The sequence below is a fragment of the Pseudomonas sp. B1-22 genome, from assembly GCF_050474425.1.
In the GTDB taxonomy this organism is placed as follows: Bacteria; Pseudomonadota; Gammaproteobacteria; order Pseudomonadales; family Pseudomonadaceae; genus Pseudomonas.
In genome coordinates this window covers 767,657-793,878 of the sequence record NZ_JBCHVH010000001.1, presented here as the reverse complement: position 1 = coordinate 793,878, position 26,222 = coordinate 767,657, and the positions used below count along the sequence as shown (strand labels likewise).

Sequence of the window (26,222 nt, the reverse complement as noted above, 5' to 3'; positions counted from 1 at the left end):
CGACTTTCCTGCCCCTGAAATGGAGGCGGCCCCGCCAGCCACACCCCGGCACACGATGTTCCCGCTGTGGCTGCTTCCTTCCGGACCTGACCAGGTTAACGGGTAATCATTGCGGGGGGACCGACAGGGCCACCATTGCAAATCTCGCCAGTTCGGCGAGCCGCGCCATTGTAGCGGCTTGTTCGCAAGTTACAAGCACTTCAAGCACTTAGGTGCGATCTTCGGCCGCCGGACTATTGCGCCTGGATCAGCCCTTCGGGCCGAGGCTGGGTGGAGACTTCCAGGTTCGGCCCGATGAACAGGTCCATCTTGCTGTAGCCCGGACGGGTGCTGAAGGTGGAGTAGCGCTCCGCGCCCTGGTGAAACTGGAAGGCCACGCGGTATTCGCCCGAGCGCCACAGCCGCAGCGGGAATACCCGCGCCTCGCCAGGCTTGATCTCGCCAGCGAGCGTTTCCTCGCCATTTTCCTTGAAGCTGTAGCTCATCGACGGCCCGCCCTGCCCTTCGTAATGCAGGACGATCTGCGGACGCTCAGTCCAGGCCACGTAGGCCCCGAACAGCAACACCAGCGCCGCCACGCCAAGCAGGCGCTGCTTTCTTGCCTTGTCCATCTCGCTCTCCGTAAACGGACGGCCCACCCCGCTCTGTATCACAACGCAGGGGGCGGAGCGGGCCTGCCGATCAGTTCAGGCTGTCGACCAGGGCCTTGGCCGGCACCAGGCGAACCGACTTCTTCGCGGCGATCTGGATGGTCTTGCCGGTCTGCGGGTTGCGGCCGGTGCGGGCGGCGCGCTCGCTGACCTTGAGCTTGCCGATACCCGGCAGGGTCAGTTCACCGTCGTTCTCCAGGGAATCCTGGGCGATCTGCGCCAGCTGCTCGAACACGCCGCGCACAGCGGCCTGGGTCAGGTCGAGGGATTCGGCGATGTCGCGAACCAGTTGGTCCTTGGTCATGGGCATGAAATAGCTCCTGGGTACATGGATCGTTAAGGGTGTGTCAGGCGCCGATGCCGTGTTCGACCAGCAGCTTGACCAGCTGCTCTTCGTCCATCACGGCGACGCCAAGTTCCTGGGCCTTGGCCAACTTTGAACCCGCCCCCGGTCCGGCCACGACGCAATGGGTCTTGGCCGAGACCGAGCCGGCCACCTTGGCGCCCAGGCTTTCGAGTTTTTCCTTGGCGACGTCGCGGCTCATGGCCTCCAGGGTGCCGGTCAGCACCCAGGTCTGGCCGGCCAGCGGCAGGCCTTCGACCACCTTGCGCTCGCTGCGCCAGTGCATGCCGAATTCCAGCAGTTGCGCTTCGACGGCCTTGGCGCGCTCGACGCGGGCGGCGTCGGCGAAATATTCGCGCATGGACTGCCTGGCCTTCTCGTTCACGCCCTTGAGGGTGCTGAGGTCCAGCCAGTCCTGGCTGAGGGAAATCAGCGCGTCGAGACTGCCCGTCCTGTCAGCCAGCTTCTCGGCGCCAGTCGCGGCAATGAAGGGAATGTTCAGCTTGTCGATGAACCCGGCCAGGGTCGCGCAGGCAGCGAACTCGGCGGAAACCTCGCCCTCCTCCTGCAACTGGACGCCGTGCTGCGGATCGAGCAGCTCGGCGATGACGCTGCGATTGTGCTCATCGTCGAAGAAGTTGTGGATCTCGAAGGCCACTTCGCCGCCCACGTCGGGCAGGTAGGTCAGCACCTCCGGCAGCGCCTTCTGGATGCGCGCCAGCGAACCCAGGGAGCGCGCCAGCAGCTTGGCGGTCTCCTCGCCCACGTCGGGGATGCCCAGGGCGAAGACGAAGCGCGCCAGGCTCGGCGTGCGACTCTCGGCAATGGAGCCCAGCAGGTTGCGCGTGGAAACCTCGGCGAAACCTTCCAGCTCGATGACCTGCTCGTAGGTCAGGGTGTAGAGGTCGGCGGGCGACTTCACCAGCCCCTTGTCCACCAGTTGCTCGACGATCTTGTCGCCGAGGCCGTCGATGTCCATGGCGCGGCGCGAGACGAAGTGGATGATCGCCTGCTTGAGCTGCGCCTGGCAGAACAGCCGACCGACGCAACGGTAGATGGCACCTTCGCTGACCGACTCCTTGCCCTTGCTGCGCTTGACCAGCTGGGTGCGCTCGACCTGCGAGCCGCACACCGGGCACTGGGTGGGAATCTCCACCGGGCGCGCATCCGCCGGACGCCGCTCGGTGACCACCTGCATGACCTGCGGGATCACGTCGCCGGCGCGGCGGATGATCACCGTATCGCCGATCATCAGCCCCAGGCGCGCTACCTCGTCCATGTTGTGCAGGGTGGCGTTGGAAACGGTCACGCCGGCCACCTGCACCGGCTTCAGGCGCGCGACGGGAGTCACGGCGCCAGTGCGGCCGACCTGGAATTCCACATCGAGCAGTTCGGTCAGCTCTTCACGCGCCGGGAACTTGTGGGCAATGGCCCAACGCGGTTCGCGGGCGCGGAAGCCCAGTTCGCGCTGGAAGTCGATACGGTTGACCTTGAACACCACGCCATCGATCTCGTAGGCGAGGCTGTCGCGGCGGGCGCCGATGTCTTCGTAATAGGCGCGGCAGCCCTCGACGCCCTTGGCCAGCTTCAGCTCGCGACTGATCGGGATACCCCAGCCCTTGAGAGCCTCGAGGATGCCGACCTGGGTGCCGGGCAGCGTGCCGCCCTCGACGCGACCGAAACCGTAGCAGCAGAACTCCAGCGGACGGCTGGCGGTGATCTTCGAATCCAGTTGGCGCAGGCTGCCTGCGGCGGCGTTGCGTGGGTTGGCGAAGGTCTTGCCGCCGGCCTCCATCTGGCGCTGGTTGAGCGCCTCGAAACCGGCCTTGGACATGAACACTTCGCCACGCACTTCCAGCACCGCCGGCCAGCCCTCGCCTTTCAGGCGCAGCGGCACGTTGCGGATGGTACGGACGTTGACGCTGATGTCTTCGCCAGTGGTGCCATCGCCACGGGTGGCGCCACGGGTGAGCAGGCCGTTCTCGTACAGCAGGCTGACAGCCAGGCCGTCGAGCTTCGGCTCGCAGCTGTATTCTACCTCGGCGCCGCCGCCGAACAGGTCGGCGGACGGCAACTGGTCCGCCAAGCCCTCGCGCACGCGGCGGTCGAAGTCGTTCAGGTCCTGCTCTTCGAAGGCGTTGCCCAGGCTCAGCATCGGCACTTCATGGCGCACCTCGCCGAAGGCCGAGGCCGCCGCGCCGCCGACGCGCTGGGTGGGCGACTCGGGCGTGATCAGCTCGGGATGTTCGGTCTCCAGCGCCTTCAGCTCGCGGAACAGGCGGTCGTACTCGGCATCCGGCACGCTCGGCTCGTCGAGCACGTAGTAGCGGTAGCTGTGGTCGTCGAGCTCGCTGCGCAGCTGGGCGATGCGTTCGGCAGCGGTCTGGGAGTCGGTCATGCGGGAATCTCGGGCGGCTTTTCTGCTTGAGGTAGAAATACGAAGCCCCAAGGGTCGCTTGGGGCTTCTGTGCAGCTTGCGGGAAGCTTAGCGCTTCTGCTGGGTCAGGGCGCGCCGTTCAAAATCGATGATGCGCTGGCGGTAGTGCTCGATGGTCTGCGCGGTCATCACGCTGCGCTGCTCGTCCTTCAGCTCGCCGTTGAGTTCCTGGGCCAGCTTGCGGGCGGCGGCGATCATCACGTCGAACGCCTGCTTGGGATGGCGCGGGCCCGGCAGGCCGAGGAAGAAGCTCACGGCGCGGGTGCTGAACTGGTCGATGTTGTCCAGATCGAAGGTACCCGGCTTGACCGCATTGGCCATGGAGAACAGCACTTCGCCGTTGCCGGCCATGCTCTCGTGGCGGTGGAAGATGTCCATTTCGCCGTAGCGCAGGCCGCTTTCCAGAATGTTCTGCAGCAGCGCCGGGCCCTTGAAGCCGCTCTCGTCGCGGCTGATGACGTTGATGATCAGCACTTCCTCGACCGGAGCCAGGGGCGCGGAAGCAGCGGCGGACGGGGCAGCGGCGCGCTCCTTGTCCTTCTTGCGCTCCTTCTTCGGCTTTTCCTTCTCCAGCGGGGCTTCGTCCAGCGGGTTGGGGAAGTCTTCCTCGTCCAGCGGGCCGAGCAGGTTCGGCGCCGGGTCGTCCAGGTTCAGGTCGCCCTGGCGCGGTTCGCCACGGCGCTTGCCGCGCGACTCCTTGGCGCTGACCTTGGGCAGGTCTTCCTCGTCGAGCGCCGGCTCGCGGTGCTCGACTACGCGGGACGGCCCGAGCAGTTCAGGGTTGCTGTCATCCCCATCGTCAGGCTGGTTGGCGAAGTGGCGATCCAGTTTGAAGCGCAACTTGCCCTTGCCACCCCGCATACGACGCCAGCCGTCGAACAGAATGCCGGCGATCACGATAAGCCCAATGACGATCAGCCATTCGCGCAGACCGATATCCATCTAATCCCGTAGCCCCTGAACAAAAAATGATGATGAAGAAAAGGACATCCTATCCCTTGAAAACGTGGAGCCAACTTCATGTTCTGACTGATGTTTTCCACGCGATACAAAAGTGGGCGTTAAGCTAACACGCTCGCACGCAACTTTACACTGCTTGTGGCGACACTCCGCCTGGTCTTTGCAACTTTTCACAGCCTATCGCGAGTTCGTCCGTGGCGCGATGGCTACCTCAATATAATCAATGCCTTACAAGCCTAGCCTAGTCTTCCAAAAGCACCCTGCAAGTTGTATCCAAATCAGGCTTCGGCCAATGCCACCGCTTCCTCGACATCCACCGCCACCAGTCGCGAACATCCCGGCTCGTGCATCGTCACACCCATCAGTTGATCGGCCATCTCCATGGCGATCTTGTTGTGAGTGATATAGATGAACTGCACTTTCTCCGACATCTCCTTCACCAGCCGCGCATAACGGCCGACGTTGGCATCGTCCAGCGGCGCATCGACTTCGTCGAGCATGCAGAACGGTGCCGGGTTCAGCTGGAAGATCGCAAATACCAGCGCCAGAGCGGTCAGGGCCTTCTCGCCACCGGACAGCAGATGGATGGTGCTGTTCTTCTTGCCCGGCGGCCTCGCCATGATCGCCACCCCGGTATCGAGTAGATCCTCGCCGGTAAGTTCCAGATAAGCGTGGCCGCCGCCGAAAACCTTGGGGAACAATGCCTGAAGGCCAGCATTGATCTGGTCGAAGGTTTCCTTGAAGCGGTTGCGGGTTTCCTTGTCGATCTTGCGGATCACGTTTTCCAGGGTTTCCAGCGCTTCCACCAGGTCGTCGTTCTGGTCGTCCAGGTAGCGTTTACGCTCGGATTGCTGCTGGTATTCCTCGATGGCCGCCAGGTTGATCGGGCCCAGCCGGCCGATGCGCGCGGCCAGTTCTTCCAGGCGGGTTTCCCAGATTTTCTCGGCGGCATCGTGCGGCAGGGTCGCCAGCACGCCATGCAGGTCGTATCCGTCCTCGTGGAGCTGCTCCTGCAACGCCTTGCGCCGCACGCTCAGGGCCTGCCACTCCATGCGCTGCTGCTCCAGCTGGCCACGCAGCAGTTGCGACTGCTGTTCGGCCTGGGTGCGGCGCTTCTCGGCATCGCGCAGCTGGCGGTCGGCATCTTCCAGGGCCAGGCGCGCGTGCTTGAGTTCATCTTCCACCGCCATGCGCCGGTCGAGCAGCTCTTCCAGGCGCATGCGCAGCTCTTCCAGCGGCGCGGCGCCCTCCTCCAGGTTGAGGTTGAGCTGCTCGCAGCGCTCGACCAGGCGCACGGCCTGGCTGTCCAGGCGCTCCAGCGCCTGGCGGGTGGATTCGTGCTGGGCGCGCAGGGAGCCGACGCGCACGGCCAACTGGTGAGCATGGTCCTTGTGCTGGCGGGATTCCTGGCGGATGCGGTCGAGCTTCTCGCGCATGCCGTCGCGCTCGGCCAGCAGCGATTCGCGGCGCTCGGTGTCCACCGCCATGGCGTCCAGCGCTTCCTGCAGGCTCAGGCGGGCTTCGCCCAGTTGTTCCTGCTCGATGGCGTGCTGCTCGGCCAGTTCCGCCAGCTCCTCGTCCAGACGGCGGCGGCGCAGGGTCAACTGCTCGACCTTGGCCTGCTGCGCTGACAATTGAGCCTTCAATTCGCCCTGGCGGCGGCCTTCGTCCTGCAAACGGCGGCGCACTGTGTCGCGGCCTTCTTCGGCCTGGCGCTGCTCGTCGCGCAGGCGTACCAGTAGCTCGTCGATTTCAGCCAGGCGCTGCTCCAGCGTCTCGCGCTCGATATAGAGGCGCTCCAGCTCCTGGCCGCGCGCCAGCACACCGCCATCGGCGGATTCGCCCCGACGCACGCGCAGGAAGTTGCGGCCGACCCAGTAGCCGTCGCGGCTGATCAGGCTTTCGCCGTCACCCAGCGAAGCGCGCTGGGCCAGTGCCTGGTCGAGGGTTTCCACCGGGCGCACGCGGCCCAGCCAGTAGCTCAGGTCGACATTCGTCTCGACCTTGTCCAGCAAGCTGCCGGGACGGGAAACGGCGCCGGCGGCCAGATCGAGCAAGCGCAGCTCGCCCTTTTCCAGCGCGTCGAACGGCAGACCCTTCACATCGTCCAGCAGTACGCCGTGCAGGTCGGCGCCGAGCACGGTTTCCACCGCCAGCTCCCAGCCCGGTTGCACGCGCAGGCCCTCGGCGAGGCGTGGGCGCTGCTCCAGCCCCTGCTGGCGCAGCCACTGCGCGGTGCCGTCGCCCGGATCGAGTGCGGCCTGCTGTAACGCTTCCAGCGAGGCGATGCGGCCGTTCAGGCGCTGCAACTCGCCCTGCGCCTGGTGCTGCGCGGCAGTGCTTTCCTGCAGGGACTGGCGTACGCGCTCCAGGCGCTCGGCCAGTTCCTGCTCTTCGATCTGTGATTCTTCCAGCAGCAGTTCGATGGCGGCGACCTGCTCGCTCAGTTCGAGGATCGCGGCATCTTCCGGGTCGGCGGCCAGTTGCGCGCGCTCGTCGTTCAGGCGGCGCTGGCGCTCGCCCTGGCGCTCCAGGCTCAGCTCCAGGTGCTGGATGCGCGACTGCTGGACTTCCGCCTCGCGGCGCGGCTCGGCGCTCTGCTGGTTGAAGGCGTCCCAGCGCTGCTGCCAGTCCTGCATGCGCTGCTCGGCCTCTTCCAGGCCGACGGTGGCCTCCTCGGCAGCGGCGGCGCTGATTTCCTGTTCCGGGGCCAGCTGCTCCAGCTCTTCGGCCAAGGTGGCCAACAGGGTACGGTCGTGGCCCAGGTGGGATTCGGTTTCCTGGCGGGACTTCTCCGCCTCGCGCAGGTCGTCCTGCAACTGGCGCAGGCGCTGCTGGCCGTGCTGGATGCTCTGCTCGACGCGGGCGATGTCGCCGCCCACGGAATAGAAGCGGCCCTGCACCTGGTTGAAGGTTTCCGACAGCTCGTGGTGGCCGTCGCGCAGGCGCTCGATGCTGGCGTCGGCGCTGCGCTGCTCGGCGACAAGGGCCTCGAAGGCCACTTCCTGGTCGCCGATCACCTTTTCCTTCTGCCCGGTCTGCTCGTTCAGGTCGCGCCAGCGCAGGGCGCCGAGCTGGGCCTTGAGGGTGCGCTCCTCGGCCTTGAACTCCTGGTACTTCTCCGCCGACTGGGCCTGGCGGTGCAGGCGTTCCAGCTGGCGCTCCAGTTCTTCGCGCAGGTCGGTCAGGCGCGCGAGGTTTTCCTGGGTGCGACGGATGCGGTTCTCGGTCTCGCGGCGACGCTCCTTGTACTTGGAGATGCCGGCGGCTTCCTCGATGAAGTTGCGCAGGTCCTCGGGCTTGGCCTCGATCAGCTTGGAGATCATGCCCTGTTCGATGATCGAGTAGCTGCGCGGCCCCAGGCCGGTGCCGAGGAAGATGTCGGTGATATCCCGGCGCCGGCACTTGGTGCCGTTGAGGAAGTAGGTGTTCTGGCCGTCGCGGGTAACGCGGCGGCGGATGGAAATCTCGGTGTAGCTGGCGTATTCGCCCAGCAGGGTCTGGTCGGAGTTGTCGAACACCAGTTCGATGGACGCCTGGGTCACCGGCTTGCGCGTGTTGGAGCCGTTGAAGATGACGTCAGTCATCGACTCGCCACGGAGGTTCTTCGCCGAACTCTCGCCCATCACCCAGCGAACGGCGTCGATGATGTTGGATTTTCCGCAACCGTTGGGGCCGACCACCGCCGCCATGTTGCTCGGGAAACTGACCGTCGTCGGATCGACGAAGGACTTGAAGCCCGCCAGCTTGATGCACTTGAGCCGCATGCGCCCTCCCCCGGATGCTTAACGTTCGGCCAGCGCGGCCAGGACCAGTTGGCTGTTGCGCCGACTGTAGTCGAGCAGCACCTCGCGGATCGCCGCCTCGTCACGTCCGACCACGGCGCGAAGCAATTGCTCGAAGCTGCCGATGAACTGGCTCATTTCGCCTTTGCGGCGTTCCAGGGCCAGATGATAGGTGCGGCTGATGGCCGGCAGGAGGTTGTCCACGGTTTCCTGCAGGTAGGGATTGGCGGCGAACGGGAAGGCGGCACGCATGATGTCGAAACTGGATTCGACGAAGGCGTTGATGTCGCCGCGTTCGAGGTTGTCGAGCAGGCGCTGCTGGATCGCCAGGAACGGCTGCAGGTCGCCCTCTTCGCGCCAGCGCCGGGCCACGCTGCTGGCGAGCATGATGTACAGCTCGGTGACCAGCGAGTACAGGCTCTCGACGTGCGCCGCGGAGAGTTCGGAGACCTGCGCACCTCGGCGCGGCAGGATCACCACCAGGTGGCGGCGCTCGAGGATGAGCAACGCCTCGCGGACCGAACCGCGACTGACGTTGAGGGTCTGGGTGACCTTCTGCTCCTGAATGCGCTCGCGCTCCTTGAGTTCGCCCCGGATGATGCGTTCGGCAAGGTGGTGCGCGATCTGCTCAGCCAGGCTGTCCGGGGCCTTGAACGTCATGGTTGTCCTTAAGAATCGAGGCGCTTTCGATGGGGTGCTGCGGCCGTGCAGTGTAACACAGGGTGTTACCGCACCATCCCCTCCGGCGGGTCGACGACAGAACGAAGGTTGGTGCATCCAACGGGAAGAACGGGCGCAGGATTGTCTGACAATCCTACATAAAGACGTTTCGGGAGTCGCCCATGTTCGCCTTCCTTTCCCCTGCCTGGATGCTGCGCCTGAAAAAGGCCGGTTACTGGATCTGGCTGGTGCCGGTGTTCGGCATTCCGCTCAGTTACTGGTGGTCGTACGGCAGCAACTACCCCAATGCCTGGGCCTGGCTGGTGATCACCGTGGTGTTCGGGGTGATCCCGCTGCTGGACTTCGTGGTCGGCCGCGACCCGGCCAACCCGGACGAAGTCGACGAAGTGCCGCCCATGGAGCGCGAGGGCTACTACCGCCTCCTCAGCCTGCTGACCGTGCCGCTGCTGCTGGGCATGCTGGTCTATGGCGGCTGGGTGCTGGCCACTTATGACGCCTGGAACTGGGTCGGCCAGCTCGGCTGGATTCTTTCGGTGGGCACGGTGATGGGCGCCATCGGCATCACCGTGTCCCACGAGCTGATCCACAAGGACCCGCAACTGGAGCAGAACGCCGGCGGCCTGCTGCTGGCGGCGGTGTGCTACGCGGGGTTCAAGGTCGAACATGTGCGCGGGCACCACGTACACGTCTCAACCCCGGAAGACGCCTCGTCCTCGCGCTATGGCCAGAGCCTGTATGCCTTCCTGCCCCACGCCTACAAGCACAACTTCCTCAACGCCTGGAAGCTGGAGAGCGAGCGCCTCAAGCGCAAGGGCCTGCCCGCGCTGCACTGGCGCAACGAGTTGATCGGGTGGTACGCACTCAGCGCGCTGTTCCTGGTCGGCTTCAGCATCGCCTTCGGCTGGATTGGCGCGCTCTACTTCATCGGTCAGTCGGTGATGGCCTTCACCCTGCTGGAGATCGTCAACTACGTTGAACATTACGGCCTGCACCGCCGTCGCCTGGAAACCGGGCGCTACGAGCGGACCACCCACGAGCATTCCTGGAACAGCAACTTCCTGCTGACCAACCTGTTCCTCTTCCACCTGCAACGGCACTCCGATCACCACGCCAACGCCAAGCGCCGCTACCAGGTGCTGCGGCACTTCGAGGAAAGCCCGCAATTGCCCAACGGCTATGCCGGGATGATCGTCCTCGCGCTGTTCCCGCCGCTCTGGCGCGCGGTGATGAACCCACGGGTGCGTGCCTACTATGCCGGCGAGGAATACCAGCTGAGCGCCACCCAGCAAGCCTGACCAAAGCGTTCCACACCTTGGCGGCAAGCCCTACCCCGGCTTGCCGCCTTTTTTGCTTCTGGCTTTGCTTTTGGCTCTTGGTAGGAGCGAGCTTGCTCGCGAAGCTCTTCTTCCCCTCAGCTCCATCCCAAAGAGTGCGTTACACCCTTGATCAGTCACTGGCAATCACCGCTGTTCGCGAGCAAGCTCGCTCCTACAAAAGCGTGCAGTTGTCGGACGTAGGGCGCATAACCCGGAACGGGTTATCCGCCAGCGGCCACGCGGCGGATAACGCTGGCGCGTTATGCGCCCTACGCTCCTGTTCGCGAGCAAGCTCGCTCCTACAAAAGCTCCACTCATCACCCACAGAGAAACTTTCTGACCACTTGGACAGAATTTTTATTGACTCAAAAGTCAGCTTTTCATAAATTCATCATCCAGTGCCCTACCAAAAACAAGAACCCGCCTGGAGGCCAGCCTTGATCAGGTTCCTGCTCAACCGCGAGCTGCGCGTCGAAGACCGCCTCGACCCCAACCTCACCGTGCTCAACTACCTGCGCCAGACCCTGGGCAAGACCGGCACCAAGGAGGGCTGCGCCTCCGGTGACTGCGGCGCCTGCACCGTGGTCGTCGGCGAACTGGTCGGCGAAGAAGGCGCCGAGCGCATCCGCTACCGCACCCTCAACTCCTGCCTGACCTTCGTCTCCTCGCTGCACGGCAAGCAGCTGATCAGCGTCGATGACCTCAAGCACCGTGGCGAACTGCACGGCGTGCAGCAGGCCATGGTCGACTGCCACGGTTCGCAGTGCGGCTTCTGCACCCCCGGCTTCGTCATGTCGCTCTTCGCCCTGCAGAAGAACAGCGCAGGCGAGACTGCCGAAGATCGCAAGGCCGAAGCCCACGAAGCGCTGGCCGGCAACCTCTGCCGCTGCACCGGCTATCGCCCGATCCTGGAGGCCGCCGAGCAGTCCTGCTGCCAGAAACAGCCGGACCAGTTCGACGCCGCCCAACCGGAAATCATCGCCCAGCTCAAGGCCATCGCCCCGCGCGAAACCGCCGAGCTCAACAGCGGCGACAAGCGCTGCCTGCTGCCGCTGACCATCGCCGACCTGGCCGACATCTATACCGCCAACCCGCAGGCCCGCCTGCTGGCCGGCGGCACCGACCTGGCCCTGGAAGTCACCCAGTTCCACCGCGAACTGCCGGTGATGATCTACGTCGGCCATGTCGAGGAAATGAAGCGCGTCGAAGTCTTCGACGACCGCATCGAGATCGGCGCCGCGACTCCGCTGACCGACTGCTACGAAGCCCTGTCCCGCGATTACCCGGACTTCGGCGAGCTGCTGCACCGCTTCGCCTCGCTGCAGATCCGCAACCAGGGCACCCTGGGCGGCAACATCGGCAACGCCTCCCCCATCGGCGACTCGCCGCCGCTGCTGATCGCCCTCGGTGCACGCCTGGTGCTGCGCAAGGGCAGCGAACGCCGCGAGCTGCCGATCGATGAATACTTCATCGACTACAAGGTCACCGCGCGCCAGGAGGGCGAGTTCATCGAGCAGGTGATCATCCCGCGTCCGCAGGCCAACCAGGCGTTCCGCGCCTACAAGGTCTCCAAGCGCCTGGACGACGACATTTCCGCTGTCTGCGCCGCGTTTCAGCTCACCGTGGAAGACGGCCGGATCTCCGCCGTGCGCACCGGTTTCGGCGGTATGGCCGCCATCCCGAAACGCGCCACCGCCTGCGAAGCCGCGCTGCTGGGCCAGCCCTTCAACAGCGCCACCTTCGAGCGTGCCGCGCAAGCACTGAGCGAGGACTTCACCCCGCTCACCGACTTCCGTGCGAGCAAGGAATACCGCCTGCTCACCGCACAGAACCTGCTGCGCAAGTGCTTCCTGGAACTGGAAGCCCCTCAGGCCGTAACCCGGGTGACCCACTATGCATAAGCCTCAGAAGAGCCAGGAAGAACTCGCCGAACTGTTCCGCGCCGACCTGACCACTGGCGTGGGCCGCAGCGTCAAGCACGAGAGCGCGCCCAAGCACGTCAGCGGCGAGGCGATCTACATCGACGACCGCCTCGAGTTCCCCAACCAGCTGCACGTCTATGCCCGCATGAGCGACCGCGCCCATGCGCGCATCACCAAGCTGGACGTGAGCCCCTGCTACCAGTTCCCCGGCGTGGCAATCGCTATCACCAAGGACGACGTACCCGGCCAGCTGGACATCGGCCCGGTGGTCGCCGGTGACCCGCTGCTGGCGGACGGCAAAGTCGAGTACGTCGGCCAGATGGTCATCGCAGTAGCCGCCGACAGCCTGGAAACCGCCCGCAAGGCGGCCATGGCCGCGATCATCGAATACGAAGACCTGGAGCCGGTGCTCGACGTGGTCGAAGCGCTGCGCAAGAAGCACTTCGTGCTCGACAGCCACCAGCACAAGATCGGCGACTCCGCAGGCAAGCTCGCCACCGCGCCGAACCGCATCCAGGGCACCCTGCACATCGGTGGCCAGGAGCACTTCTACCTGGAGACGCAGATCTCCTCGGTGATGCCCACCGAAGACGGCGGCGTGATCGTCTACACCTCGACGCAGAACCCCACCGAAGTGCAGAAGCTGGTGGCCGAAGTGCTGGGCATCTCCTTCAACAAGGTGGTCATCGACATGCGCCGCATGGGCGGCGGCTTCGGCGGCAAGGAAACCCAGGCGGCCGCTCCGGCATGCCTGTGCGCAGTAATCGCGCGCCTCACCGGCCGCCCGGCGAAGATGCGCCTGCCGCGCGTCGAAGACATGCAGATGACCGGCAAGCGCCACCCCTTCTATGTCGAATACGACGTGGGCTTCGACGACGACGGCCTGCTGCATGGCATCAACATCGACCTGGCCGGCAACTGCGGGTACTCGCCGGACCTCTCCGGCTCCATCGTCGACCGCGCGATGTTCCACTCGGACAACGCCTACTTCCTCGGCAACGCCACGGTGAACGGTCACCGCTGCAAGACCAACACCGCGTCGAACACCGCCTACCGCGGCTTCGGCGGCCCGCAGGGCATGGTCGCCATCGAGGAGATCATGGATGCGGTCGCGCGCCACCTCGGCAAGGACCCGCTGGAGGTGCGCAAGCGCAACTACTACGGCAAGGACGAGCGCAACGTCACCCACTACTACCAGCAGGTGGAACACAACCTGCTGCAGGAAATGACCGAGGAGCTGGAGGCCAGCGCCGAGTACGCCAAGCGCCGCGCCGAGATCCGCGAGTTCAACGCCAGCAGTCCGGTGCTGAAGAAAGGCCTGGCGCTGACCCCGGTGAAGTTCGGCATCAGCTTCACCGCCACCTTCCTCAACCAGGCCGGCGCGCTGATCCACATCTACACCGACGGCAGCATCCACCTGAACCATGGCGGCACCGAGATGGGCCAGGGCCTGAACACCAAGGTCGCCCAGGTGGTCGCCGAGGTCTTCCAGGTCGACATCGACCGCGTGCAGATCACCGCGACCAACACCGACAAGGTGCCCAACACCTCGCCGACCGCAGCCTCTTCCGGTGCCGACCTGAACGGCAAGGCCGCGCAGAACGCCGCCGAAACCCTCAAGCAGCGCCTGGTGGAGTTCGCCGCCAAGCACTGGAAAGTGACCGAGGAAGACATCGAGTTCCGCAACAACCAGGTGCGCGTGCGCGATCTGATCGTGCCCTTCGAGGAACTGGTGCAGCAGGCCTACTTCGGCCAGGTGTCGCTCTCCTCCACCGGCTTCTACCGCACGCCGAAGATCTACTACGACCGCAGCCAGGCGCGTGGCCGGCCGTTCTACTACTTCGCCTATGGCGTGTCCTGCTCGGAGGTGATCGTCGACACCCTCACCGGCGAGTACAAGATGCTGCGCAGCGACATCCTCCATGACGTCGGCGCCTCGCTGAACCCGGCCATCGACATCGGCCAGGTGGAAGGCGGCTTCGTCCAGGGCATGGGCTGGCTGACCATGGAAGAGCTGGTCTGGAACGCCAAGGGCAAGCTGATGACCAATGGCCCGGCGAGCTACAAGATTCCGGCGGTTGCCGACATGCCGATCGACCTGCGGGTGAAGCTGGTGGAAAACCGCAAGAACCCGGAGCAGACGGTGTTCCACTCCAAGGCCGTCGGCGAGCCGCCGTTCATGCTGGGCATTTCGGTGTTCTGCGCGATCAAGGACGCCGTGGCCAGCCTGGCCGACTACTGCGCCCAACCGCAGATCGACGCCCCGGCCACCCCCGAGCGCGTACTCTGGGGCGTGGAGCAGATGCGCAAGCTGAAGCTGGCCCAGGCGGACAAGGCGCAGGCTCAGGTCGAGCCGGCGTGATGCAGTGACCATGGGGAGCCGCTGGCACGGGAAGACGTCCCCAATCCCGTCCTCCCCCGGGCCAGCGGCGCCCCACCCTTTCAAGAACCGTGGAACGCCGAATGCGCCCCACGAAATGACAGACAACCGTAGGAGCGGACTCCGTCCGCGATAGGTCCGCATCGCGCCGGATGCCATCGCGGACAGAGTCCGCTCCTACGAGAAGCCCACCCTTGAGGTTCGCAACGATGAACTGGATCAGTGCCCTCGCCGACCTGCAACAGCGCGCCGAAGCCAGCGTGCTGGTGACCATCATCGAAGAGCGCGGCTCGACCCCGCGCAACGCCGGCTCGAAGATGGTGGTCAGCGCCGACAGGGCCTACGACACCATCGGCGGCGGCCACCTCGAATTCAAGGCCATGGCCATCGCCCGCGAGATGCTGCAGAACCGCGAGCGCGAACCGAAGCTCGAGCGCTTCAGCCTTGGCGCCAGCCTCGGTCAGTGCTGCGGCGGCGCCACCGTGCTGCTGTTCGAACCCATGGGCCAGCCCCAGGCGCACATCGCCGTGTTCGGTGCCGGCCACGTCGGCCGCGCCCTGGTGCCGCTGCTCGCCAGCCTGCCGTGCAAGGTGCGCTGGATCGACTCGCGGGAGGCCGAATTCCCCGGCTACATCCCCGACGGCGTGACCCGCGTGATCAACGAGGACGTGATCGACGAAATCGACGAAATGCCCGCCGGCAGCTACTTCATCGTCATGACCCACAACCACGCGCTGGACCTGGAACTGACCGCGAAGATCCTCGAGCGCAACGACTTCACTTACTTCGGCCTGATCGGCTCGGACACCAAGCGCGCGAAGTTCGAACACCGCCTGCGCGACCGCGGTTTCGCCGCCGACACCGTGCAGCGCATGCGCTGCCCCATGGGCATCAGCGAAGTGAAGGGCAAGCTGCCGGTGGAGATTGCCGTGTCCATCGCCGGCGAAGTCATCGCCACCTACAACGCCACCTTCGGTCAGGAGACCGCCAAGGGCGAGAACACCGTGGCCAAACTGTTACCCACGAGCCGCCGCGCGCGCACCGCCGAAAGCGGCGCCTGAAATTTCCGTAGCATGGGCGCATGCCCATCCAGCCCCGGCGCCTGCGCGCGCCCCGGCCCCGAAACACGACTGAAGAGAGATCGATGAGCACTCAAGCCAAAGCCTACCGCGCCAGCATCCTGCACAGCGTCGCCGACCCGGCCGAAGTCGGTGTGGAGAAGTCCTACCAGTACTTCGAGGACGGCATCCTGCTGGTGGAAGACGGCAAGGTCGTCCGCCTCGGCCACGCGCCCGAACTGCTGCCGCAACTGGGCGGCGTCGACGTGGTGGAGTACCGCGACGCGCTGATCACCCCCGGCTTCATCGACACCCACATCCACTACCCGCAGACCGGCATGATCGCCTCCTACGGCGAGCAGCTGCTGGACTGGCTGAACACCTACACCTTCCCCACCGAGAAGCAGTTCGCCGACCCGGCCCATGCCGCCGACGTCGCCGGCATCTTCCTCAAGGAACTGCTGCGCGCCGGCACCACCACCGCCCTGGTGTTCGGCACCGTGCACCCGCAGTCGGTGGACGCGCTGTTCGGCGCAGCCGAGAAGCTCGACCTGCGCCTGATCGCCGGCAAGGTGATGATGGACCGCAACGCGCCGGACTACCTGACCGACACCGCCGAGAGCAGCTACGCCGAGAGCAAGGCGCTGATCGAACGCTGGCATGGCAAGGGCCGCCTGCTCTACGCGGTGACCCCGCGTTTCGCTCCCACCAGTACCCCGGAACAACTGGACGCCGCCGGTCGCCTGCTCAAGGAGCACCCGGGCGTGTACATGCACACTCACCTGTCGGAAAACCTCAAGGAAATCGAGTGGGTCAAGGAACTGTTCCCGGAGCGCAAGGGCTACCTGGACGTCTACGACCACCACGGCCTGCTCGGCCCGCGCTCGGTGTTCGCCCACGGCGTGCACCTGTGCGACGGCGAGTGCCAGCGCCTCTCGGAAACCGGTTCGGCCGTGGCCTTCTGCCCGACCTCCAACCTGTTCCTCGGTAGCGGCCTGTTCGACCTGGCCAAGCTGGAAAAGCACAAGGTCAAGGTTGGCCTGGGCACCGACGTCGGCGCCGGCACCAGCTTCTCTCAGCTGCAATCGCTGAACGAGGCCTACAAGGTCATGCAGCTGCAGGGCATCAAGCTCGACCCGTTCAAGTCGCTGTACCTGGCCACCCTCGGCGGCGCCCGTGCACTGGAACTGGAAGACAAGGTCGGCAGCTTCGCCCAAGGCAACGAGGCCGACTTCGTGGTCCTCGACTACAAGGCCACCCCACTGCTGGACTACCGCCTGCAGCAGGCCAAGACCCTGGAGGAAAAACTCTTCGCACTGGTCATCCTCGGCGACGACCGTACCGTGAAGGAAACCTTCGCGCACGGCCGCAACGTGCATCGTCGCGGTTGACCCCTTACGGTTCCGGCGCCGGGTCCTCGCTCAGGACCAACCCGGCGCCGGGGCCGCTTTTCTTTCTGCCTCACCCCGGCGCATCTCGCGCGAATACCCTTCTGCAGGAGCAACTGTCTTTGGGCTATTCGCTGCGCTCACCCTTCGGGCCGCACTGAAGTGCGTTCAGCGCAAGCGCTGTCCCGCGTTCGCGGGAGATTCGCGCCCCTCTGCGTCATCCCCGCGAACGCGGGGACCCAAAAGAGCTGTTCCTGCGAAAACGAAAAAGCCCCGCAACTGCGGGGCTTTTTTCTGCTTCGGCGATCAGGCCGCCGAGTCGGCATCCGCCTTGCTGCGGCGCGGCTTCTTCTTGCCGGCCAGCAGGTGCGAGAACACCGCGTGCAGGTCGCCGGAGGCGCCGTCCACATCCAGGTTCAGCTTGTCATCGATGTGCGCCATGTGGTGCATCATCAGGGTCACGGCCTTTTCCTTGTCGCCCTTCTCGATGGCATCGAGGATCTCGTTGTGCTCGTCGAACGAGCAGTGCGAGCGGCCGCCGCTTTCGTATTGGGCGATGATCAGCGAGGTCTGCGACACCAGGCTGCGCTGGAAGACCACCAGCGGCGCATTCTTCGCCATCTCCGCGAGCTTCAGGTGGAACTCGCCGGAGAGGCGGATGCCGGCGCCACGGTCGCCACGGGCGAAGCTGGACTGCTCCTGCTTCACCATGTCGCGCAGTTCGGCAAGGGTTTCGCCGCTGGCGTTGTCCACGGCCAGTTCGGTGATCGCGCGCTCGACGGTGCGGCGGGCGAAGAGAATCTGCCGGGCCTCGTCGATGCTCGGGCTGGCCACCACCGCGCCACGGTTCGGGCGCAGCAGGACGACCTGCTCATGGGCCAGGCGCGACAGCGCACGACGGATGATGGTGCGGCTGACGCCGAAGATTTCGCCGAGTGCCTCTTCGCTCAGCTTGGTGCCGGGTGCGAGGCGCTGCTCAAGGATCGCGTCGAAGATGTGCGCGTAGACGATCTCGTCCTGAGTGCCGCTGCGGCTCTTGCCATTGCGCGGCTGCTTCCTGATCTGTTGCAACTGGTCGGTCATGGGTGTCGAACCTTGATCAGCCGGAGTAGGACCGGCGCGAAATCCGAGGGGGCTGGCGAAGAGCTGGCGTCGGCCAGGTATTGGGCAACAGTGTACACAAAATGGCCACTATCGTGCAGCCATCCCGAGCGAGTCGTGATTGACGCCAATGGCGCGCTGCCCGGCGAACACGTCCGACATCGTCCTGCGACCATTCCGAGCCTTTGCTTGTAAAAAACTTTCACTCAGGCACTAAACATTATTTGAAGTTTTTGTACACAACTGCATAATCGCGGCGTGACTTCCTGACTCAAGGGTCAACTAATCACACCCTCACAACTCTTTCCGTTAGCGCAAGGGACGCAGGTGAACCAGCCGACGGCAAGGGACCAACAACAAGAGCGTTGAGGAGTACCGCTGTGGAAAGCACCAAACAAGAACAACAAGCCTTTGTATCAAGCCCGCCAGCCAGTGGCCTGCTCGAACGTCTGTTCAAGCTCAGCCAGCATGGCACCACCGTGAAGACCGAACTCGCCGCGGGCCTCACGACCTTCATCACCATGGCGTACATCATCTTCGTCAACCCCAACATCATGGCCGACGCCGGTATCGACCACGGCGCCGCCTTCGTCGCGACTTGCCTTGCCGCGGCGCTGGGTTGCTTCCTGATGGGCCTGTATGCCAACTGGCCGGTGGGCCTGGCGCCGGGCATGGGCCTCAACGCCTTCTTCACCTACACCGTGGTCAAGACCATGAACTACAGCTGGGAGATCGCGCTGGGCGCGGTGTTCATCTCCGGCATCGCCTTCATGATCCTGACCTTCTCGCGCATCCGCGAATGGCTGCTCAACAGCATTCCGGTGAGCCTGCGCTTCGCCATGGGCGCCGGCGTCGGCCTGTTCCTCGGCCTGATCGGCCTGAAGACCGCCGGCATCGTGGTCGCCAGCCCCGCCACCCTGGTCCACCTGGGTGACCTGACCAGCCCCGGCCCGCTGCTTGCCGCCATCTGCTTCCTGATGATCGCGGTCCTGGAATACCGCCGCGTGTTCGGCGGCATCCTGATCAGCATTCTCACCGTCACCGTGGCCGGCATCGCCCTGGGCATCGTCCAGTTCGGCGGTGTGTTCTCCATGCCGCCGAGCCTGGCACCGACCTTCCTGGCGATGGACATCTCCGGCGCGTTCAACGTGACCATGATCAGCGTGATCCTGGCCTTCCTCTTCGTGCACATGTTCGACACCGCCGGCACCCTGATGGGCGTTGCCCAGCGCGCCCACCTGGTGCGTGAGGACGGCCGCATCGAGAACCTGTCCAAGGCCATGAAGGCCGACAGCACCTCCAGCGCCTTCGGCGCGGTGCTCGGCGTGCCGCCGGTGACCAGCTACGTGGAAAGTGCCGCGGGCGTCGCCGCCGGCGGCCGTACCGGCCTGACCGCCGTGGTGGTGGGCATCCTGTTCGTCGCCGCGATGTTCTTCGCCCCGCTGGCCGGCATGATCCCCGCCTACGCCACCGCCGGCGCGCTGATCTACGTCGCCATGCTGATGATGGGCGGCATGGCCCACATCGACTGGAACGAGCACACCGAGACCATCCCGGCCATCGTCACCGTGATCATGATGCCGCTGACCTTCTCGGTCGCCGACGGTATCGCCCTGGGCTTCGTGACCTACGTGGCGATGAAGGTCTTCACCGGCCGCCACAAGGACGTGACCGTCAGCCTGTATGCGCTGTGCGCCATCTTCGTGGCCAAGTTCATCTTCCTCTGATCAGGCTGCGCAAGCTGTAAAAACAAGGCCCCGGCATCGCCGGGGCCTTTCGTTTCCATCGGCTGCTGGGAGACCGACAAGAATGCGCTGGCTGCCTCTCACGCGTCGGCGGCAGGCAATTCCAGCTGAATGCTGAATTCGCTGCCAACGCCCGGGCTGCTGCTGACATCGAGCTCGCCCCCCATTGCCCAGATCAGCTTGCGCGACAACGCCAACCCCAGACTGCTCCCACCCCGTCGAATCTGCTGGCCGTCCAACGGTTGGGTGAAGGGATCGAACAGTCCGGGCTGGTCTTCCAATGCAATACCGACCCCCGTGTCGACCACGTCGATCCGGACACCGACCATGCCCTGCCCCTGTCCTCGCGCCTGAAGACGCAACAGGATCCGCCCCTGTGCGGTGAACTTCAGAGCGTTGTCCAGCAGGTTGCCCAGGGCCAGTCGCAGCGGCTGGGGATCGCACCAGACGCGATCATGCAAAGCCAGCTCGAAGTCGGCCTCCAGCGCCAGGCCCTTGGCCTCGGCTGGCTCACGCACACTCTCCAGCGTCTGCTCCAGCAGTGCGCGCAGGTCGACGACTTCCGGAGTCAGTTGCAGCCGGCCCGACTCCGCGCGGCTGAGCATCTGTAGATCACCCAGCATGTGCAGCAGGTTCTCGGTCAATGTGCGCGCCACCGTCAAAGGCTCGCGCCGACGCTCCGGGTCACCTTGATTCAGGGCCAGATCGAGCATTGCCATAATATTCTGCAATGGCCCCTGCAGTTCACTGCCCATGCTGGCAAGAAACTGGCTCTTGCCCCGACTGATCGACTCTACGCGCGCATTCGTGTTGCGCAGCATGCGAATCAGGTCGTCGCGCTGGGAGATGTCCACGGCACCTGTGATGGCGCCAACCAACTCTCCTTGACTGCTGTGGTAGGGCCGCGACCAGAAGTGCACGACCCGTCGCCCATTGCTCGTCTGGAACTCCACATCCTTATCGATCGGCTCGCCACGACCAATGACGGCAAGGAACCGCTCCCCAAGCATCTTGCCTTCATGGCTGCTGGCGAAGACTCCCATGTCAGTCAGGGTGCTGCCGATCACTTCCTCCCGGGTTTTGCCGGGGATGGTGTAGGCGGCCTTATTGCAATAACGGATCCGTCCGTCCAGGCCACGCATGCTGATCGGGTGCGGCAGCGCCTCCAGCATGCTGCGCAGCAGATCGAACTCGACGCGCTCTTCCTCCCCAAACCCCGGCGCCTGCGCCTCCTCATTCTTCGCGCCCCCCTCAACCAGGCCATGTCGGCGGCCGATGTCGATCAGCTCCACCAGCGACTTGGCGTGCAGCTTCTGCATCAGGCGCACCTTGTAGGTGCTCACCGTCTTGTCGCTGATCGCCAACTGGTCGGCGATGGCGATGTTGCTCAGGCCTCGGGCCAGCAGTTGCAGGACGCTCAACTCGCGCACCGACAGCCCCTTGATCAGCTCGCCATGCCCCGCCTCTTCGGCCGCACTGACGCTGCCCAACGCATGACTGGGGAAATAGCTGTGGCCCTGGGCGATGGCGCGCACCGCTTCGCGGACGGCCTGCGGGTCTTCCTGCTTGCTGACGAAGCCAGCCGCGCCGGCAGTCAGGCAGCGCCCGGCGAAGTATTCGGAGTCCTGCGAGGTCAGTACCAGCACCTTCACCGGCGATTCCTGCGCCACCAGGCGCTGCAGGACTTCCAGCCCACCCAGGCGCGGAATCGACAGCTCGAGGATCATCAGGTCCGGCTTGCACTGGCGCACCTGGAGCAAGGCATCGGGGCCGTTGTCCGCCTCGCCGACCACCTCGTGCCGGTCGGCCTCCATCATCAGCCGCAGCGCATGACGGGTCACCGGTTGCTCATCGACGATAAGAATCCTGCTCATACCACTCCTCGAAACAGATTTTTCCCCACTCCTTCTAGTCCAATTACTCTCGGTACGCCCGGGATTCCTACGCATTTCCCTAAACGGCGGGCAAAAAAAAGCCCGCAGTGTGGGCGGGCTGAGGAAGACTCCACGAAGAGTCCGGGAAGGTCTTTCGAACGACTAGCTACCGCGATAAGTGGAGTAGCTGTAGGGGGAAATCAGCAGCGGCACGTGGTAATGGTCGGCTTCGGAGGCGATGCCGAAACGCAGCACGACCTGGTCGAGGAATGCCGGCTTGGGCAGCTCGACACCACGGGCGCGGTAGTAGTCGCCGGCGTTGAACAGCAGCTGGTAGACGCCGGCGCGGAAGTCCTCGCCCTGCAGCAGCGGCTCGTCGCAACGGCCGTCATCATTGGTCACGCGGGTGGCGATCAGCTCCAGCTGCTGGCCTTCGACGCGGTACAGCTCGATCTTGATGCCATGGCCGGGGCAGCCGTGGGCGGAATCCAGTACGTGAGTGGTCAAGCGTCCCATGGGCTTCTCGATGTCTCCGGCGTCGCCGGCGGACACCTTCCTCCTCTGTCTTGTTGATTCGAATTCGGCGGGCTGTCGCACGGACAGCCGGCAAGTGCGTTTGCGCGGAATCGAATATACCCAGCAACGCAATCAATTGTATACAAAAAAGTGATCCATCCTTGCAAAAGCCCTCTCTCGGCAACCCCTGTACACGGGCGCCAGACGCCTGCCGACCGGGCTGCAGACACCGAAAGACGCGGTCAGATGGGGTTACCCCGGCGATTCGTGCATCTATAGGAAAATGAAACGACTGTTGTGCAGATTGTATTTACAGATCACCAAACATTTTGTATACAATGCACCCATCATCGGCAGCGCCTGGTCCATCGACTCCGCGCAGACCGCCAACCACAAGAAGGAACACTGCAGTGAGCGCCGACTACCCACGCGACCTGATCGGTTACGGCAACAACATTCCCCACCCCCAATGGCCGAACGATGCCCGCATCGCCCTGTCCTTCGTCCTCAACTACGAGGAAGGCGGCGAGCGTTGCATCCTGCACGGAGACAAGGAGTCCGAGGCCTTCCTCTCCGAGATGGTGGCCGCACAGCCGCTCAAGGGCGAGCGCAACATGTGCATGGAATCGCTGTACGAGTACGGTAGCCGCGCGGGCGTATGGCGCTTGCTCAAGCTGTTCAAGAAGTACGACCTGCCGATGACCATCTTTGCCGTGGCCATGGCCGCCCAGCGCCACCCCGAGGCGATCCGCCAGATGGTCGCCGACGGCCACGAGATCTGCAGCCACGGCTACCGCTGGATCGACTATCAGTACATGGACGAGGCGCAGGAGCGCGAGCACATGCTCGAAGCCATCCGCATCCTCACCGAGCTGACCGGCCAGCGCCCGCAGGGCTGGTACACCGGCCGTCTGGGCCCGAACACCCGCCGCATCGTGCGCGAGGAAGGCAACTTCCTATACGACTCCGACACCTACGATGACGACCTGCCCTACTGGGACCCGGCGAGCACCGCCGAGAAGCCGCACCTGGTGATCCCCTACACCCTGGACACCAACGACATGCGCTTCACCCAGGTCCAGGGCTTCAACAAGGGCGACGACTTCTTCGAATACCTCAAGGACGCGTTCGACGTGCTCTACGCCGAAGGTGCCGAAGGCGCGCCGAAGATGCTCTCCATCGGCATGCATTGCCGCCTGCTCGGTCGTCCGGCACGCATGGCCTCGCTGGAGCGCTTCATCCAGTACGTGAAGGGCCACGAGAAGGTGTGGATCACCCGCCGCGTCGACATCGCCAAGCACTGGCACGAAAAACATCCGTTCAAAGCCCAGGAGAACAAGGCATGAGCCGCTTCCAGACCCTGACTCCGGCCAGCCTCGACCGCGCTGCCTTCGTCGCTGCCTTCGCCGATATCTACGAGCACTCCCCGTGGGTCGCCGAAAAGGCTTATGACCTGGGCGTCGACGACAGCCTGAACGACATCGAACTGCTGCAGCAGCGCATGGCCGACATCCTCCTGTCCGCCAGCCACGAAGCGCAGCTGGCCCTGATCAACGCGCACCCGGACCTCGCCGGCAAGGCCGCCATCCGTGGCGAGCTGACCGCATCCAGCACCGCCGAACAGGCCGGCGCCGGCATCCAGGATTGCACCGCCGAGGAGTTCGCCCGCTTCACTGAACTCAACGACGCCTACAAGGCCAAGTTCGGCTTCCCCTTCATCAAGGCGGTGAAGGGCAGCAATCGCCACCAGATCCTGGCTGCGTTCGAAGAGCGCATCCACAACACGCCGGAGCAGGAATTCCAGACCGCCCTGGCGGAGATCAACAAGATCGCGATGTTCCGCCTGCAGCAGCTCTGAGCGAGCGGACCTTCACACCCTTCCCTGCGACGCAATCCAGGTGAAGGGCCCCATGCGAACAACGAATAAGTAGGCCAGCCATGCGTACCCTGAAGATCGAGCCGCTGACAAAGGAAGCCTTCGCACCGTTCGGTGATGTCATCGAAACCGAAGGCAGCGACTTCTTCATGATCAACAACGGCTCCACCCGCCGTTATCACAAGCTCGCCACCGTCGAAACGGCGCAGCCCGATGACAAGGCGATCATCAGCATCTTCAGCGCCGAATCCCTGGAGATGCCCTTGCGCATCCGCATGCTGGAGCGCCATCCGCTGGGCAGCCAGGCGTTCATTCCGCTGCTCGGCAACCCCTTTCTGATCGTGGTCGCGCCAGTTGGCGATGTACCTGTATCGGGCCTCGTCCGCGCTTTCCTGTCCAACGGCAAGCAGGGCGTCAATTACCACCGCGGCGTCTGGCACCACCCGGTGCTGACGATCGAAAAGCGGGATGACTTCCTGGTGGTCGATCGCAGCGGTTCTGGCAACAACTGCGACGAGCATTTCTTCACCGAGGACGAACAGCTCCTCCTCGACCCCCAACTAAACTAATAAGAGAGGCCCATGCACCGCGAAAGCGGCGTCCGGGCAAGAGGTAATGACAGTGGAAGCACATCTCATCGAATGGGCGAACCTGCTGGTTCGCTGGGTACACATGATCGTCGGCATCGCCTGGATCGGTGCCTCGTTCTACTTCGTCTGGCTGGAGAACAACCTGAACCGCGCCAACCCGCGCGAGGGCCTCTCCGGTGATCTCTGGGCGATCCACGGTGGCGGCATCTACCACCTGGAGAAGTACAAGCTCGCCCCGCCGAAAATGCCGGACAACCTGCACTGGTTCAAATGGGAGGCCTACTCCACCTGGCTGTCGGGCGTCTGCCTGCTGACCATCGTGTTCTACCTGAACCCGACCCTGTACCTGATCGCTCCGGGCAGTGACCTGGCCCCGGCCGCCGCCATCGCCATCGGCATCGGCTCGCTGGTCGCAGGCTGGTTCATCTACAGCACCCTGTGCGACTCCCCGCTGGGCAAGACCCCTGCCCTGCTCGGCGCCATCCTGTTCGCCCTGATCGTCCTCGCCGCCTACCTGCTGAGCCAGGTGTTCAGCGGCCGCGGTGCGTACCTGCACGTTGGCGCCATCATCGGCACCATCATGGTGGGTAACGTATTCCGCGTGATCATGCCGGCCCAGCGCGCACTGGTTAAGGCCATCGAGGAAAACCGCGAGCCCGATCCGGTGCTGCCGGCCAAGGGCCTGCTGCGTTCGCGCCACAACAACTACTTCACCCTGCCGGTGCTGTTCATCATGATCAGCAACCACTTCCCGAGCACCTACGGCAGCCACTACAACTGGCTGATCCTGGCGTGCATCGCGGGCCTGGCAGTGATCGTGCGTCACTACTTCAACACCCGCCACGAAGGCAACGGCATGGCCTGGGCCCTGCCCGCCGGCGCTGTCGGCATGATCGCCCTGGCCTTCGTCACCGGCCCGAACTTCCCCAGCAGCGACAGCGCCGCCAGCGCCCAGCCTGCGAAGGTGGAGTACCAGCCGCTGCCGGAAACCGCCATCGGCGGCAAGACCCCGGCCGAGCGCGCCAAGGAAGAAGCGGCCAAGCCCGCCGCGGCCGAACAGACCCCGGCACAGGCGCAGGCCTCTGCAGCTGGCAGCGACGCTGGTTTCGACAAGGTGCATCACGTGATCCAGGAACGCTGCGCCGTCTGCCACTCGGCCAAGCCGACCAGCAACATGTTCAGCACCGCTCCGGCTGGCGTGATGTTCGATACCCCGCAGCAGATCCAGCAGCTCGCCCCGCGCATCCAGGCGCAGGCCGTAGCCTCGCAGGTCATGCCGCTGGGCAACATCACCCAGATGACCCCGGAAGAGCGCAAGCTCGTTGGCGACTGGATCGCCAAGGGTGCCCAGGTTAATTGAGCCTGCGGCACGGCCAGAAGAACCGCACCTTCGGGTGCGGTTTTTTTATGCGCGCGAAATGCCTTCCGCCCACCTCGGCGCATGCATCAGATCGATCGCGGACGGAGTCCGCTCCTACGTTATTTTCTGGGTGATACCCCTTCGGGCCAGCGCAAGCGCTGTTCGCGATGGAGCCGCGTCCCGCGTTCGCGGGGATGACGTGTGCTGGGAACGATGCACGACACCGTCACTCCCGCGAAC

General features: G+C 64.6%; 19 protein-coding genes and 1 other RNA gene. 10 read left to right on the top strand and 10 right to left on the bottom strand.

Features of this window, described 5'->3' with window-relative positions:
- Window positions 1-29 precede the first annotated feature (29 nt).
- From ffs to ACQ5BL_RS03700, 7 genes are all read right to left on the bottom strand, one after another.
- Window positions 30-126, bottom strand: an RNA gene (gene ffs / locus ACQ5BL_RS03730) — signal recognition particle sRNA small type.
- Between the two features lie 107 nt (window positions 127-233).
- Window positions 234-611, bottom strand: coding sequence for a hypothetical protein (locus tag ACQ5BL_RS03725; protein ID WP_243804978.1), 378 nt, complete (start codon window positions 609-611; stop codon window positions 234-236).
- Between the two features lie 70 nt (window positions 612-681).
- The gene (locus ACQ5BL_RS03720; protein ID WP_207886492.1) at window positions 682-960 is read right to left on the bottom strand and encodes an HU family DNA-binding protein; all 279 of its coding nucleotides are present in this window, start codon (window positions 958-960) and stop codon (window positions 682-684) included.
- Between the two features lie 37 nt (window positions 961-997).
- A complete protein-coding gene (gene ligA, locus ACQ5BL_RS03715; RefSeq protein ID WP_430292783.1) occupies window positions 998-3,391 on the bottom strand; it encodes an NAD-dependent DNA ligase LigA in 2,394 nt (797 codons plus the stop codon).
- Between the two features lie 87 nt (window positions 3,392-3,478).
- Window positions 3,479-4,372, bottom strand: a complete 894-nt coding sequence (gene zipA, locus ACQ5BL_RS03710) for a cell division protein ZipA (RefSeq protein ID WP_243804980.1) — start codon at window positions 4,370-4,372, stop codon at window positions 3,479-3,481.
- 296 nt (window positions 4,373-4,668) lie between these two features.
- On the bottom strand, window positions 4,669-8,157 hold the full coding sequence (gene smc, locus ACQ5BL_RS03705; protein ID WP_243804981.1) for a chromosome segregation protein SMC: 3,489 nt from the start codon (window positions 8,155-8,157) through the stop codon (window positions 4,669-4,671).
- 18 nt (window positions 8,158-8,175) lie between these two features.
- On the bottom strand, window positions 8,176-8,835 hold the full coding sequence (locus ACQ5BL_RS03700; protein WP_207886488.1) for a GntR family transcriptional regulator: 660 nt from the start codon (window positions 8,833-8,835) through the stop codon (window positions 8,176-8,178).
- A 182-nt stretch (window positions 8,836-9,017) separates the two neighbouring features.
- Here ACQ5BL_RS03700 and ACQ5BL_RS03695 point away from each other — a divergent pair, with 182 nt between their 5' ends.
- The 5 genes from ACQ5BL_RS03695 to guaD all read left to right on the top strand — a co-directional run bounded on the left by ACQ5BL_RS03695 (window position 9,018) and on the right by guaD (window position 16,923).
- Window positions 9,018-10,151: an alkane 1-monooxygenase gene (locus tag ACQ5BL_RS03695; RefSeq protein WP_243804982.1), complete on the top strand. Its 1,134-nt coding sequence runs from the start codon at window positions 9,018-9,020 to the stop codon at window positions 10,149-10,151.
- Between the two features lie 458 nt (window positions 10,152-10,609).
- Window positions 10,610-12,073 carry a xanthine dehydrogenase small subunit gene (gene xdhA, locus ACQ5BL_RS03690; protein WP_243804983.1) on the top strand — a complete coding sequence of 488 codons (1,464 nt, stop codon included), beginning with the start codon at window positions 10,610-10,612 and terminating at the stop codon, window positions 12,071-12,073.
- Window positions 12,066-14,456, top strand: coding sequence for a xanthine dehydrogenase molybdopterin binding subunit (xdhB, locus tag ACQ5BL_RS03685; RefSeq protein ID WP_243804984.1), 2,391 nt, complete (start codon window positions 12,066-12,068; stop codon window positions 14,454-14,456). Before xdhA ends, xdhB begins: the two co-directional genes overlap by 8 nt.
- A gap of 227 nt (window positions 14,457-14,683) precedes the next feature.
- Window positions 14,684-15,535: a xanthine dehydrogenase accessory protein XdhC gene (xdhC, locus tag ACQ5BL_RS03680; RefSeq protein WP_243804985.1), complete on the top strand. Its 852-nt coding sequence runs from the start codon at window positions 14,684-14,686 to the stop codon at window positions 15,533-15,535.
- Window positions 15,536-15,618: 83 nt separating this feature from the next.
- Entirely contained in the window at window positions 15,619-16,923 is a 1,305-nt protein-coding gene (gene guaD / locus ACQ5BL_RS03675; protein WP_430292782.1) for a guanine deaminase, read from the top strand.
- Window positions 16,924-17,226: 303 nt separating this feature from the next.
- Here the strand turns inward: guaD and ACQ5BL_RS03670 are convergent, their stop codons facing one another.
- Entirely contained in the window at window positions 17,227-18,003 is a 777-nt protein-coding gene (locus ACQ5BL_RS03670) for a GntR family transcriptional regulator (RefSeq protein ID WP_152224415.1), read from the bottom strand.
- A 398-nt stretch (window positions 18,004-18,401) separates the two neighbouring features.
- Here ACQ5BL_RS03670 and ACQ5BL_RS03665 point away from each other — a divergent pair, with 398 nt between their 5' ends.
- Window positions 18,402-19,748, top strand: a complete 1,347-nt coding sequence (locus ACQ5BL_RS03665; RefSeq protein ID WP_243804987.1) for an NCS2 family permease — start codon at window positions 18,402-18,404, stop codon at window positions 19,746-19,748.
- 98 nt (window positions 19,749-19,846) lie between these two features.
- On the opposite strand, the gene ACQ5BL_RS03660 is transcribed toward ACQ5BL_RS03665, so the two are convergent.
- On the bottom strand, window positions 19,847-21,640 hold the full coding sequence (locus ACQ5BL_RS03660; protein ID WP_243804988.1) for an ATP-binding protein: 1,794 nt from the start codon (window positions 21,638-21,640) through the stop codon (window positions 19,847-19,849).
- Window positions 21,641-21,802: 162 nt separating this feature from the next.
- Entirely contained in the window at window positions 21,803-22,156 is a 354-nt protein-coding gene (gene uraH, locus ACQ5BL_RS03655; RefSeq protein WP_152224418.1) for a hydroxyisourate hydrolase, read from the bottom strand.
- Window positions 22,157-22,566: 410 nt separating this feature from the next.
- Here uraH and puuE point away from each other — a divergent pair, with 410 nt between their 5' ends.
- The 4 genes from puuE (at window position 22,567) to ACQ5BL_RS03635 (ending at window position 25,982) form a co-directional block, all read left to right on the top strand.
- Entirely contained in the window at window positions 22,567-23,502 is a 936-nt protein-coding gene (gene puuE / locus ACQ5BL_RS03650; RefSeq protein ID WP_207886480.1) for an allantoinase PuuE, read from the top strand.
- A complete protein-coding gene (gene uraD, locus ACQ5BL_RS03645) occupies window positions 23,499-24,014 on the top strand; it encodes a 2-oxo-4-hydroxy-4-carboxy-5-ureidoimidazoline decarboxylase (RefSeq protein ID WP_243804989.1) in 516 nt (171 codons plus the stop codon). Before puuE ends, uraD begins: the two co-directional genes overlap by 4 nt.
- A gap of 80 nt (window positions 24,015-24,094) precedes the next feature.
- On the top strand, window positions 24,095-24,601 hold the full coding sequence (locus ACQ5BL_RS03640) for an ureidoglycolate lyase (RefSeq protein ID WP_207886478.1): 507 nt from the start codon (window positions 24,095-24,097) through the stop codon (window positions 24,599-24,601).
- A gap of 52 nt (window positions 24,602-24,653) precedes the next feature.
- Window positions 24,654-25,982, top strand: a complete 1,329-nt coding sequence (locus tag ACQ5BL_RS03635; RefSeq protein WP_243804990.1) for a urate hydroxylase PuuD — start codon at window positions 24,654-24,656, stop codon at window positions 25,980-25,982.
- Window positions 25,983-26,222 lie beyond the last annotated feature (240 nt).

Bases quoted from the DNA above. Each gene is read 5' to 3' on its own strand.
- ACQ5BL_RS03725 (WP_243804978.1), bottom strand. From the start codon at position 611: ATGGACAAGGCAAGAAAGCAGCGCCTGCTTGGCGTGGCGGCGCTGGTG.
- ACQ5BL_RS03720 (WP_207886492.1), bottom strand. From the start codon at position 960: ATGCCCATGACCAAGGACCAACTGGTTCGCGACATCGCCGAATCCCTC.
- ligA (WP_430292783.1), bottom strand. From the start codon at position 3,391: ATGACCGACTCCCAGACCGCTGCCGAACGCATCGCCCAGCTGCGCAGC.
- zipA (WP_243804980.1), bottom strand. From the start codon at position 4,372: ATGGATATCGGTCTGCGCGAATGGCTGATCGTCATTGGGCTTATCGTG.
- smc (WP_243804981.1), bottom strand. From the start codon at position 8,157: ATGCGGCTCAAGTGCATCAAGCTGGCGGGCTTCAAGTCCTTCGTCGAT.
- ACQ5BL_RS03700 (WP_207886488.1), bottom strand. From the start codon at position 8,835: ATGACGTTCAAGGCCCCGGACAGCCTGGCTGAGCAGATCGCGCACCAC.
- ACQ5BL_RS03695 (WP_243804982.1), top strand. From the start codon at position 9,018: ATGTTCGCCTTCCTTTCCCCTGCCTGGATGCTGCGCCTGAAAAAGGCC.
- xdhB (WP_243804984.1), top strand. From the start codon at position 12,066: ATGCATAAGCCTCAGAAGAGCCAGGAAGAACTCGCCGAACTGTTCCGC.
- xdhC (WP_243804985.1), top strand. From the start codon at position 14,684: ATGAACTGGATCAGTGCCCTCGCCGACCTGCAACAGCGCGCCGAAGCC.
- guaD (WP_430292782.1), top strand. From the start codon at position 15,619: ATGAGCACTCAAGCCAAAGCCTACCGCGCCAGCATCCTGCACAGCGTC.
- ACQ5BL_RS03670 (WP_152224415.1), bottom strand. From the start codon at position 18,003: ATGACCGACCAGTTGCAACAGATCAGGAAGCAGCCGCGCAATGGCAAG.
- ACQ5BL_RS03660 (WP_243804988.1), bottom strand. From the start codon at position 21,640: ATGAGCAGGATTCTTATCGTCGATGAGCAACCGGTGACCCGTCATGCG.
- uraH (WP_152224418.1), bottom strand. From the start codon at position 22,156: ATGGGACGCTTGACCACTCACGTACTGGATTCCGCCCACGGCTGCCCC.
- uraD (WP_243804989.1), top strand. From the start codon at position 23,499: ATGAGCCGCTTCCAGACCCTGACTCCGGCCAGCCTCGACCGCGCTGCC.
- ACQ5BL_RS03640 (WP_207886478.1), top strand. From the start codon at position 24,095: ATGCGTACCCTGAAGATCGAGCCGCTGACAAAGGAAGCCTTCGCACCG.